The organism is Brevundimonas vesicularis (assembly GCF_044807075.1).
GTDB lineage: Bacteria > Pseudomonadota > Alphaproteobacteria > Caulobacterales > Caulobacteraceae > Brevundimonas > Brevundimonas vesicularis_G.
This window is the reverse complement of sequence record NZ_CP085234.1, coordinates 568784-579820: the sequence shown is the minus strand read 5'-3', so window position 1 is coordinate 579820 and position 11037 is coordinate 568784. Positions and strand designations below refer to the sequence as shown.

General features: G+C 66.7%; 13 protein-coding genes. 6 read left to right on the top strand and 7 right to left on the bottom strand.

Annotation, left to right across the window (positions count from 1 at the left end; genetic code table 11):
- Positions 1 to 166: 166 nt before the first annotated feature.
- Positions 167 to 631, bottom strand: a complete 465-nt coding sequence (locus tag LG306_RS02815) for a DUF3576 domain-containing protein (protein ID WP_017505409.1) — start codon at positions 629 to 631, stop codon at positions 167 to 169.
- Positions 632 to 995: 364 nt separating this feature from the next.
- Between LG306_RS02815 and LG306_RS02810 the strand changes: the two genes are divergently transcribed.
- Positions 996 to 1376, top strand: coding sequence for an NtrZ family periplasmic regulatory protein (locus LG306_RS02810; protein ID WP_404418039.1), 381 nt, complete (start codon positions 996 to 998; stop codon positions 1374 to 1376).
- A 10-nt stretch (positions 1377 to 1386) separates the two neighbouring features.
- On the opposite strand, the gene LG306_RS02805 is transcribed toward LG306_RS02810, so the two are convergent.
- Positions 1387 to 2031: a thiamine phosphate synthase gene (locus LG306_RS02805; RefSeq protein ID WP_404418036.1), complete on the bottom strand. Its 645-nt coding sequence runs from the start codon at positions 2029 to 2031 to the stop codon at positions 1387 to 1389.
- Between LG306_RS02805 and LG306_RS02800 the strand changes: the two genes are divergently transcribed.
- Both LG306_RS02800 and LG306_RS02795 read left to right on the top strand, forming a co-directional pair.
- Positions 2030 to 2746 (top strand): YggS family pyridoxal phosphate-dependent enzyme, encoded by a 717-nt coding sequence (locus LG306_RS02800; RefSeq protein WP_404418033.1) that lies wholly within the window; start codon positions 2030 to 2032, stop codon positions 2744 to 2746. The two genes, LG306_RS02805 and LG306_RS02800, sit on opposite strands and share 2 nt — an antisense overlap.
- Before the next feature lie 65 nt (positions 2747 to 2811).
- A complete protein-coding gene (locus tag LG306_RS02795) occupies positions 2812 to 3498 on the top strand; it encodes a response regulator transcription factor (protein ID WP_039246636.1) in 687 nt (228 codons plus the stop codon).
- A gap of 4 nt (positions 3499 to 3502) precedes the next feature.
- On the opposite strand, the gene LG306_RS02790 is transcribed toward LG306_RS02795, so the two are convergent.
- Positions 3503 to 4102, bottom strand: coding sequence for a YitT family protein (locus tag LG306_RS02790; protein WP_404418030.1), 600 nt, complete (start codon positions 4100 to 4102; stop codon positions 3503 to 3505).
- A 62-nt stretch (positions 4103 to 4164) separates the two neighbouring features.
- Here LG306_RS02790 and LG306_RS02785 point away from each other — a divergent pair, with 62 nt between their 5' ends.
- On the top strand, positions 4165 to 5610 hold the full coding sequence (locus LG306_RS02785; RefSeq protein ID WP_404418027.1) for a PLP-dependent aminotransferase family protein: 1446 nt from the start codon (positions 4165 to 4167) through the stop codon (positions 5608 to 5610).
- 3 nt (positions 5611 to 5613) lie between these two features.
- Here LG306_RS02785 and xth read toward each other — a convergent pair whose 3' ends face one another.
- From xth to LG306_RS02765, 4 genes are all read right to left on the bottom strand, one after another.
- The gene (xth, locus tag LG306_RS02780) at positions 5614 to 6411 is read right to left on the bottom strand and encodes an exodeoxyribonuclease III (RefSeq protein WP_404418024.1); all 798 of its coding nucleotides are present in this window, start codon (positions 6409 to 6411) and stop codon (positions 5614 to 5616) included.
- Between the two features lie 216 nt (positions 6412 to 6627).
- Positions 6628 to 7131, bottom strand: a complete 504-nt coding sequence (locus LG306_RS02775; protein ID WP_404418021.1) for a hypothetical protein — start codon at positions 7129 to 7131, stop codon at positions 6628 to 6630.
- A 47-nt stretch (positions 7132 to 7178) separates the two neighbouring features.
- Entirely contained in the window at positions 7179 to 8111 is a 933-nt protein-coding gene (locus LG306_RS02770) for a Gfo/Idh/MocA family protein (protein ID WP_404418018.1), read from the bottom strand.
- Positions 8112 to 8114: 3 nt separating this feature from the next.
- A complete protein-coding gene (locus LG306_RS02765; protein ID WP_404418016.1) occupies positions 8115 to 9278 on the bottom strand; it encodes a DegT/DnrJ/EryC1/StrS family aminotransferase in 1164 nt (387 codons plus the stop codon).
- Positions 9279 to 9453: 175 nt separating this feature from the next.
- Between LG306_RS02765 and LG306_RS02760 the strand changes: the two genes are divergently transcribed.
- Together LG306_RS02760 and LG306_RS02755 are read left to right on the top strand one after the other, a co-directional pair.
- A complete protein-coding gene (locus tag LG306_RS02760; RefSeq protein ID WP_404418013.1) occupies positions 9454 to 10530 on the top strand; it encodes an AGE family epimerase/isomerase in 1077 nt (358 codons plus the stop codon).
- The gene (locus LG306_RS02755; protein ID WP_404418010.1) at positions 10527 to 11036 is read left to right on the top strand and encodes a D-glycero-alpha-D-manno-heptose-1,7-bisphosphate 7-phosphatase; all 510 of its coding nucleotides are present in this window, start codon (positions 10527 to 10529) and stop codon (positions 11034 to 11036) included. Before LG306_RS02760 ends, LG306_RS02755 begins: the two co-directional genes overlap by 4 nt.
- The last annotated feature ends 1 nt before the right edge of the window (position 11037 follow it).

The following is an 11037-nucleotide window of genomic DNA, read 5'->3' as shown; positions in this document are numbered from 1 at the left end:
GAAAGTCGAAAGGGCGCTGACGCCCTCCCGGCTCAACTAGCCCGAAGGACGACAGCGCCCAAGAAGTAATCCGTTTCGGCGTTCCCAGCAGGTCCGACGAAACTAAAGCAGTCGGCGCTCAAGTAGCCCGCAGGGCGATAGCGCCTACAAACACTCCAACGCAGGCTTAGCCTGCGTTGGACAGGTTCAGCTGGCGCGCCTTGGTCAGGATGGCGTTTTCCAGATCGGCCTCGGTCTGGGCGGCGACCGGGGCGGCGGTCCACTGACCATCGGCGCCCTTCACTTCCTTGGTCACCGTGACATTCAGCGCGTCGGCGCGCAGACGGGTGTCCAGGATGAAGACGGTCGCCTTGAAGCGCTCGTTCGGCGTCTGGGGGTTGATGTACCAGTCATAGTTGATGACGCCGCCCCACGGATCGGCGGTCAGCAGCGGCATGAAGCTGAGGGTGTCCAGCGAGGCGCGCCACAGGAAGGCGTTGACGCCGATGCCCTGTTGCACGTTCGTCTTGGGCGCAGACTTCTTGCCGCCGACGAAGGGAATGCTCGAGCAGGCCGACAGGGACGCGCCTAGGGCCACGCCCGAGACCAGCACGACCGCGACGTTCCGAACCAGGGCCTTGTTGAGGCTCATCAAGAGAAGTCTCCGTAAACTCAGGGACGTGAGAGCCCTCGCCCGCACGCGCGCACGGCATGAGGAAATGCCGACTGCCAGGCTCTATAACACGGCGAAAAGGGGCGATGACAAGGCGAAGTCGGTTCCCGTCGCATCGCGCGTCGCGGTGTTTTGTGAAGGGCGAGTGAGATTTCGCCGGAATCCGCCCGAATCCCGTGACGCTTGAGACACATACGCAGACAACAATGCGCGGGAACCTTGTTATCGCCGGCTCATTGCGTTGACCGCGCAGACACCCGGTGTCTAATCGCGGGGCTCACGACCATATAAGGTCGGTTCAGGGTTGAAACGCCGCCTCATGGCGGGGTTCGAAGGATTTGGTATGCGGTTCGGTGGTTTCCTGGCTGTGATGATGGCGACGACGGCGATGGCCGCGTCGACGTCGGCGCTCGCCCAAAGCCGATCCACAGTCTCTCTGTCGGAAGCCCAGGCGGCGCAACGCAATACGCCGGCGCCGCAGCGTCGCGGTCTGCGCCTGAATGACCGCGGCCGGTGGGGTCTGGATTTCAACCTCAATCAGCCCGTCGGCCGCGAGACCGAATGGGGTGATGTCGAGGCCGGCGCTTATTATCGGCTGAACGACCGTCTGCGGGTCGGGGCATCCGCCGCCGTCAGCACGCCGGAAGTCGACCCTGCCCGTGCGCCCGAAACCAACGGCCGGGCCCAGCCCCGCGTCCGTCTGGAAACCATCTTCAAGTTCTGATTTCGACCGGTCAGCGAAACGCCGACTGAATCGCATTCACCGCTGCTAAGCCGCATGCGCCTGTGCGTGCGAGCGTAGCGGCGTTCTCTGGCGTGACGCCGCCCAGCGCATAGACCGGCAGGCCGGCGGCTTTCACATGCCGTTCGAACGCAGCGACCCCCTGGGCGGGCTTACCGGCGGACGCGCCGCCCGCCGGAAACACCGGCGACAGGATCAGGGCGTTCAAGTCTTCGGGCGGCTGGGATAGGCCGTGCCAAGCCGCTGTCAAAATCCAGTCGGGTCGGTCCGAGCGAATGCGCGCGGCCTGCTCAACCGCACGTTCGGGCAGGTGTAGCCCGTCGGCGGCGATCGCCTCGGCCAGATCGGGGTCCAGTCCGACCAGCAATTTCACGTCCCGACCGGCCGTCGCTTCCCGAAGCCGATGTCCCGTCTCGACGGCATTGGAGGCGCCAAAGGCGCGATAGACCACGGCCGAACCGGCGGGCAGGCGCGACGCCGTCTCCCACGGTCGGGGCGTGCGATCCGGGTCGGTGAAGAACAGCATCGGAGGCAAGGCTGCGGCGGCCGGGCTGACAGCGGCGGCGGCGCGGTTTAGAGCGGTCGCGGCGTTCCAGAGCGCGCGCGCATCGTCGCTGTAACCGGCCGGCAGGATCATGACCTCTTCTTCCTCCGCTTTTTCCGCCCCGTCCATCGCCGAAAGGGTCGCCGAGTTGCGGGCGCGCATCGACGCGGCCTGCCATGCGGCCGGTCGGGATCCAGCAGGCGTGACCCTGACCGCCGTTTCCAAGACGCAAGCTTCAGAGGCCATCGACGCCATCCTGGCGACGGGTCAGCGGATCTTCGGCGAAAACCGGGTGCAGGAGGCGCAGGGACGGTGGGCCGACCGTCGTGGGGCCTTGCCGGGTCTGGAACTGCGGCTGATCGGCCCGTTGCAGACCAACAAGGCCGAGGATGCGGTCGCTCTGTTCGATGTGATCGAAACCCTGGACCGCGAGAAACTGGCGCGGGCCTTGGCGCAGGCGGGCGAAAAGCGCGGCCGATCGCCGCGCGTCCTGGTCCAGGTCAATACCGGCGCCGAACCCCAGAAGGCCGGCGTCCTGCCCGACGCCGCCGACGCCCTGATTGCGGCGGCGCGCGACACCTACGGACTGACGGTCGAGGGTCTGATGTGCATTCCCCCGGCGGATCAGGACGCAGCGCCGCATTTTCAGATGTTGCGGGACATGGCCGAACGAAACCGTTTGTCCGTCCTGTCGATGGGCATGAGCGGCGACTACGAGACCGCCATCCGGTGCGGCGCAACGCACGTCAGGGTCGGAACGGCCCTGTTCGGGGAACGAAATCGACCCGAAACGCCCTCTAGCTCGTAACCCGATGTGAATATTCGCACCCCCAAGCCTTGGCGCGGGGGCCAAGCCTCGCCATTGTCTGTCCCATGCCTACGCCCAAGACCATTCTGATCATCGACGACGACGACGACCTGCGCGAGGCCCTGGCCGAGCAGCTGAATCTGCATGAGGAGTTTCGCACCCAGCAGGCGTCGACCGCCACGGACGGGGTGCGGATGGGGCGCGAGATCCGCGCCGATCTGATCCTGCTGGACGTCGATCTGCCCGACATGGACGGCCGCGAGGCCTGTCGCCTGTTGCGCAAGGACGGGGTCTCGACACCGGTCATCATGCTGACGGCGCAATCGGCGGACGCCGACGCCATCCTGGGTCTGGACGCCGGAGCCAACGACTATGTCACAAAGCCCTTCCGGTTCGCCGTGCTGCTAGCGCGCATCCGCGCCCATCTGCGCAGCCATGAACAGTCCGAGGACGCGGTCTTCACCATCGGCCCCTACGAGTTCCGGCCCGCCGCCAAGGTGCTGATGGACTCAAAGGGCAAAAAGGTGCGGTTGACCGAAAAGGAAACCAACATCCTCAAATATCTCTATCGTGCCGGGGCCAAGCCGGTGTCGCGCGAAGAGCTGCTGACTGAGGTCTGGGGCTACAACGCCGGGGTCACGACCCATACGCTGGAAACCCATATCTACCGTCTGCGCCAGAAGATCGAACCGGAACCGGGCCATGCCCGCCTTCTGCTGACCGATGCGGGCGGATACCGCCTGCAGCCTTAAGGGCTCAGTCGGCCGCTTTTGGGCGGACCGTGAACATCGGTAGGAAGACGTGGACCAGCGGGCCGATGTTCAGGGCGTAGAGCACCGTGCCCACTCCGACCGAACCGCCCAAAAGCCAGCCGACGGCGATAACGGTAAGTTCAATGGCCGTCCGCACCCATTTCACCGGCCAGCCTGTGCGCGCGACGATGCCGGTCATCAAGCCGTCGCGGGGACCGGGACCGAGGCCTGCGCCGATATACGCGCCACTGGCCACGCCGTTCAGGACGATGCCGGCGATGAGCAGGCCGGCCTGGAGCGGTAGGCCCAGGTCGGACGGGATCCAGTCCAGACCGAAATTGGCGACCGTGCCGATGATCAGCACATTGGCGACGGTCCCTATCCCTGGCTTCTGGCGCAGGGGAATCCATAGCAGCAACACGGCCATACCGATCAGATTGACCACAAGACCGAAGCTGACGCCGGCGGGTTTCGCGAACCGCTCGAACACCCCTTGGTTCAGCACGTCCCACGGATCGAGCCCCAGATCGGCGCGGACGATCAGGGCGATGGACAGGCCGTAGAGAAACAGGCCGGCGAAGAGCTGGATCAGGCGACGGGTCATAAATCGACCAGATGCGCGAAACTGGCTATCGAAAACAGGGCCAGTTATGCCATTCTGGCCTGATGTCGTCGCGGTCGATCGGTCTTGGTTCCCTGACGCGCCATCTCGGCGCCTGGCGGTCGCCGGGCTCAGGCGCAGCCTATCGGCAGCTGGCGGGTGCAGTACGACTGCTGATTCTGGATGGCCGACTGCCCTTGGCGGCGCGGTTGCCCGGCGAACGGGAACTGGCCCAGGCGTTGGGCTTGAGCCGAACGACCGTCTCGGCCGCCTATGGCCGCTTGAGAGATGACGGGTTCCTGACCGGCGGGCAGGGCGCCGCCGCGCGCACCAGCCTGCCGACCGGACCTGCACCGCGTGTCGAAGCGGGGGCAGTCGCCGACAAGCCCGGCCTGATCGACCTGACCGCCGCCGTCCTGCCGGCCGATCCCAATGTGCACGCGGCCTATGTGCGCGCGCTGGAGCGTCTGCCGGCGAACCTGCCGGGACACGGTTATGAGACGGCGGGGCTGGAGGAACTGCGCGAAGCGGTGGCCGCGGGATACCGGCGGCGCGGCTTGGCGACCTCATCGGGGCAGATTCTCATCACGCACGGCGCGCACAACGGACTGGTCCATCTGCTGCGCCTGACGACGCGGCCCGGCGCCCCGGTGGTGTTCGACCATCCCACCTATCCGCAGGCGATCGACGCCATCCTGGCGGCGGGCGGCCGCGCCGTGCCCGTCGCCTTGCCGGACGGCGAGGAGGGTTGGGATGTCGAGGGTCTGGTTGCGGCCTGCCGAAGCAGCAACGCGGCAATGGCCTATCTGGTGCTGGACCACAACAATCCGACCGGGCGGATGATGCGAGCGGCGGACCGGACACGCTTGCTGGCGGGGCTGAAGGGATCGGAGACCTTGCTGGTGCTGGACGAGACCCTGGTCGAACTGACCTTGAGCGGACCACCGGCGCTCAGCGCCTCCGCCGTCGATGCGCCGCGGATCGTCAGATTGGGATCGATGTCCAAAAGCGTCTGGGGCGGACTGCGCATCGGCTGGATCCGCGCTGACCGGGCGGTGATCCAGCGTCTGGCCCAAAGTCGCGCCAGCTTCGATCTGGGTGTTCCGATCCTGGAGCAGCTGGCGGCGGTCGAACTGTTGACCGACGGGGGCAAGGCCTTGGCGGCGCGCCGGCCCCTTTTGCGCGCCCGGCGGGATCATCTACGGGCGCGGCTCGCTGAAAAACTGCCTGAGTGGGTCTGTCCCCGCCCGGCTGGGGGATTGTCTCTGTGGGCGCGTCTGCCTGGGCCGATCAGTTCCGCTTTGACGATCGCGGCCGAGGCCGAAGGCCTGCGCCTCGCCGCCGGTCCGCGATTCGGCGTCGACGGCGCCTTCGAACGCCGGCTCCGCCTGCCTTACACCTTGTCGGAAGATCAGCTGGATGAGGCGGTGATTCGGCTCGGGCGCGCCGCCAGGAAGGTCGGCCGGGGTCGAAAGGCGCCGGCGTCGGTCAAGCCGGTCGCCGTCTATTGAGGATCAGACGTCCAGATCGACCGTGACCGGCGCATGGTCGCTCGGACGCTCCCACTCGCGAACGTCGTCGTGGATGCGGGCGGTGTCCTTGACCACGGCGGGGGTCAGGCCGGGCGAGGTCCAGATGTGGTCCAGGCGCAGACCGCGATTCGATTTGCGGAAGTCGGCGGCGCGATAGCTCCACCAGCTGGCCAGCTTCTGGGGCTCGGGGAAGCGGTCGCGCAGCACATCGGCGAAACCGCCCGTCTCCTGAAGCCGGTTCAGGGTCTCCACCTCGATCGGCGTGTGGCTGACGATCTTGGACATGTAGCGGTGGTTCCAAACATCGCCCTCTCCCGGTGCAATGTTGAAGTCGCCGGCCATGACGAGGGGGCGAGACTTGTCCTGCTTGGCCACGATGGCGGTCAGCTGCTCGTAAAAATCCATCTTGTGATCGAACTTGGGGTTCAGCGCCCGGTCGGGAACGTCGCCGCCGGCCGGGATGTAGAAGTTCTGAACGTCGATGCCGGAAACGCGGGCCGAAACGCAGCGCGCATGGCCCAGTTTGCAGACTTGGAAGGTGTCGCTGTCCTCAAGCGGCAGGCGACTGGCGATGGCGACGCCGTGCCAGCCCTTCTGGCCCGCCACGCGAAGGTGGGGCATGCCCATCTCCTCGAAGGCGGCGCGCGGGAACTGATCCGTGGTGCATTTGATCTCCTGCAGCATCAGAACGTCGGGCGCGCGCTCGGCGACGAAGCGGGCCACCTGATCGATGCGCAGGCGGACGGAGTTGATGTTCCAGGTGGCGAGGCGAAGGGTCATGCCCCCGTCTAGCAGGCGCGCCGCGTAAAAAAAGCCCGGCCGCGACGGGCCGGGCTCTGGGAGGTTCGTCTCTCTCGCCGCCGGGGAGGGGGATATTCCAGGGCGGTAGAACGGCCGCCGCCGTTCCTGTGCCCAAAGTGTCACTGGCGAGCATAAAAGTCAAACCGTCACAATCGACGCTTGCGCGTGCTCATTATGAAACAGTCAGGGCGCGGATCAGTCTCGCGGCGTTTGCGCCTGCGGCGCCGTCGCCCATTCACCGCGCCAGTCGTAGCTAAGCGTCACGCAGTGACGATAGGCGCCGTCCGACCACCGACCCACAGCCTGCATGGTCAGGGGACGGGGCGCACGGACACGACCCATGATCAGCCAGACCTCGTCGGCGCCGGGACACAGGGCGCGCGACAGGCCGCGGCCGTCGCCGTCCTGATCGATGGCGTAGATATCGTTTTCCTCGGCGCCCTGCGGCAGGACGCGTCGCGCGGCGTCCGGTCCGCCGCGCGTAAAGCCTGCCGTGCCGCGCGCGGTGGTCGAGAACAGACGTTCCACCTGCACCGCGCCGAACAGACCGCGCCGCACCTGCAAGGTGACGCCCTTGGTCATCGCCTGAGTGATCCGGTCCGACGCATTATAAGCCAGGTAGCGGGTGTCCGCATGGGCGGGCGCCGCCGCCGAACCGACGGCGATAAGGGCGAGAGCGGTGGCGGTGATACGGCGCATACGTTTCTCTTCCTCAGGTTTTGCGGCGAGAACGGGGCTTGATCCGATCAGTGCTCGCCGAGGCAGCGCAGCGCGACCTCGAGATTGCGCAGGCCGTCTTCGCCGGTGACGGCTGGCGTTTCGCCGGTCGTGATGGCGCGGGCGAACGCTTCCAACTCCTTTTTCAGCGGTTCGGCCGGCCAGCTGTTCAGCATCCGGGTCGAGTAGGAGCCGTCCGGCTGCTGGCCGAAATATTCGGTGACCTGGCGCGTGATCAGATCGGCGACGATGAACTTGGTCTTGGTCGCCACCTGCAGCGTGCGGGTCTTGTAGGGGGTGACCCAGTTGGTGGTGATATGGGCGATCACCCCGCTGTCCAGGCGGAACTGAAGCAGGGCCGTGTCCTCGCGATCGGCGCGGGTGCGGGCCAGTTGGGGCTGGACCTCGACGATCTCGGAGCCCGTCAGGTGGCGGATGATGTCGATGTCGTGCACGGCCAGGTCGATGACCACGCCGACCTCGCCCATGCGGGGCGGGAAGGGACCGACGCGGGTGATCTGGATCGAGATGATGTCGTCGTCGGCGACGGCGCGCTTGACGGTTTCCACCGCGGGATTGAAGCGCTCGACCTGACCGACCATCAGAACGCGGTCATTGGCCTTGGCCGCATCGATCATGCGCTGGGCGTCGGCGATGCTGGCGGCGATCGGCTTTTCGACCAGGACGTGGACGCCCCTTTCCAACAGGGCGACGCCCACCTCGGCATGGAAACGGTTGGGCGTGGAAACGATGGCGGCGTCCAGACCGGCGTCGACGAAGGCCTGGGCTGTCGTGACGGGCGATGCGCCATAGGCGGCGGCGACGCCCTCGGCCGTCACCGCATCGGGATCGAAGACGGTGGTCAGATCGAACTCGCGCATCTCCGAGGCGACGCGCGCATGGTTGCGGCCCATGACGCCGACGCCGGCGACGCCGATCTTGAGGGCGGGGGTGTTCGGCATCGGCTAGCCCTTGTAGCTGGCGACGGCGGCGACGACCTTGTCCTGGGTCGCCTCGTCCAGATCGGCGTGCATCGGCAGGCTGAGGACCCGGTTCCTCAGTCGTTCGGTGACGGGCAGGCCGCCCGCGCCCTGCGGGAAGCGCTGGTAGGCCGGCTGCATGTGCATGGGCACCGGATAATAGACGGCGGTGGGCACGCCCTGATCCTTCAGGTGCGCGGCCAGACCGTCGCGATCCTCATGCTCGATCGTGTACTGCGCCCAGATGGAGACGCCGCTGTCGATGACGTGAGGCACGGCCGAGACATGGGGCGCGAGCCGTTCGTTGTAGCGGGCGGCGATCCGGTTGCGCCATTCGATCTCCTGACCGAAGACCTTCAGCTTCTCGATCAGGATGGCGGCCTGGATGGTGTCCAGCCGGCTGTTCATGCCGATGCGCATGGCCAGATATTTGGGATCGTGGGCGAAGGCGGCGGCGCCGGCCTCCAGGTCCTTGGCGACGACCTTGCCGTGCACACGAAGGGAATCCATTTCCTGCGCCAGGTCGTCGTCGTCGGTCAGCACCGCCCCGCCGTCGCCGTAGCAGCCCAGGGGCTTGGCCGGGAAGAAGCTGGTCGTGGTGACGTCGGCCCACTTCAGAGGATGGTCGCCGTTCAGGGTGCAGCCGAAGCCCTGTGCCGAATCCGAGATCAGCTTCAGCCCATGGCGGTCGCAAATCGCGCGGATGGCGGGATAGTCGGCGGGCTGACCGAACAGATCGACGGCGATGACCACCTTGGGCGTCAGACGACCTTCGGTCTTTACCGCTTCGATGGCCGCCTCAAGCTTGGCCGGGTCCATATTGTAGGTGCGGGCGTCGACGTCCACGAAAACGGGCGAGGCGCCCAGCCACGGCACGACCTCGGCCGTGGCCGTGAAGGTGAAGCTGGGGCAGAAGACGGCGTCGCCGGTCCGGACGCCCCAGGCGATCAACGGCAGGATCAGGGCGTCGGTGCCGTTGCCGCAGCCCAAGGCGTGTTTGGCCTGACCGAAGACGGCGAGGTCGGCCTCGAACTGGCGGACCTGCGGACCCATCACCCAGGCGCCGCCGACGACGGCCTCCTGAACGGCGGCTTCGATCTTGCCGCCGAGGCGCTGGCGCTGGGCCTGAAGGTCGATGAAGGGGATCATGCGGGACGCTCTCCACGGGGGATCGGGGGCGGCGGCCGGACAGGCGGGCCGCGAATGTCGGGTCGTCCTAGCAAGATCGGCCGCGCGGGCCAAATCGCGCGGCGTCACATCGCGTTGCCCTTTGCTACCGCACACAGGTCTTGGCGCCCGTCGGCTTGCGTCCTAAGCCAGCGCCATGACGACGCTTTCCGCCGCCCGGACCAGGGTCTCGAACTGGCTGTTCGACCAAGCCCTGCCTCTGTGGGCCGAGCGGGGCGTGGACGCGCAGGGCCGGTTTTTCGAGCAGCTGGATTTCGAAGGCCGGCCGGTGACCGGTCTTCGTCGACGCACGCGCGTCCAGGCGCGCCAGGTCTATGTCTTCTGCGAAGCGGCCGCCTTGGGTTGGGCGCAGGGACGTGCGGTGGCCAAGGCCGGGCTGGATCAACTGATAGCCGACCGCCGACGTGACGACGGCCTTTGGGTCGCGGCGACCGATGACGACGGCGTGGTGGTCGATGAGACGCCTGATCTTTACGACCTGGCCTTCGTTCTGTTCGCGCTCGCGGCGGCGCACCGCGTCCTGGGTGATGCGCGAGCGCGGCCTCTGGCGCTTGAGACGCTGGCCGCGATCGATCGGTTGATGGCGTCTTCGCATGGGGGATGGCAGGAGGCCCTGCCGCCACGCCTGCCGCGTCGCCAAAATCCCCACATGCATATGCTGGAGGCCATGCTGGCCTGGCAGGCGATTGCGCCTGATCCGGCGTTCGAGGCGGCGGCGCGGACGTCGCTGGACCTGTGCAAACAGCGCTTCCTGATCGACGGCGCCATTCGCGAATATTTCACCGAGAATTGGTCCGCCGATCCGGCGACAGGTCATGTGATCGAGCCGGGCCACCTCGAAGAATGGGCTTGGCTGTTGAAACAGAGCGGGGGCGATTCAGATCTGGCCACGGCGCTACATCGTCGGGCGGCAGCGCAGGGTTATCGCGACGGATTCGCCATCCGAGAGATCGGCCCGGCGGGAGAGGTGGTGGATGGCGGGCGGCGTCTATGGGCCCAAACCGAGGCCATTCGCACGGGGTTGAGTTTTGGCGACGCAGGCGTTTCGGCACTGATCGCCGCCGTGTTCGACACGCATCTGGCCACCGCTGTGCCGGGCCTATGGGTGGACAGCTACGACGCCGAAGGCCGCTCTCACGATACGGCGGCGCCTGCGTCCAGCCTCTATCACCTGATGACCGCCTTTTCGGAACTGCTTCGGAGCGACGCATGACCGGCCGGCCCGCCGCCTTTCTGGATCGGGACGGGGTGCTGATCGAGGACAGCGGTTATCCGCATCGGCCTGAGCATCTGATGCTGATCCCCGGTGCGGCGGCGGCGGTGCGGCGGATGAACCAGGCCGGTTACCGCACCGTGATCGTGACGAACCAGTCGGGCGTGGCGCGGGGCCTGTTCAGCGAAGAGACGATGAACGCTTTCAACGATCTGCTGGTCGCGCGACTGTCCGAAGAGGGGGCGATCATCGACGCCGTCTATGCGGCGCCCTTCCATCCCGAGGCGATCGAGGCACGCTATCGCCATCCCGATCATCCCGATCGCAAGCCCAATCCGGGCATGTTGCTGCGCGCCATCGAAGAGCATGATCTGGACCCGACGCAGTCCTTCATCATCGGCGATCAGAAGCGGGATCTGCAGGCCGGAGAGCGGGCCGGGGTGGCGGGCTACCTCTTCGAAGGCGGCGATCTGGACGCTTTCGTGCGCGATGTGGTCGGTCTCTAAG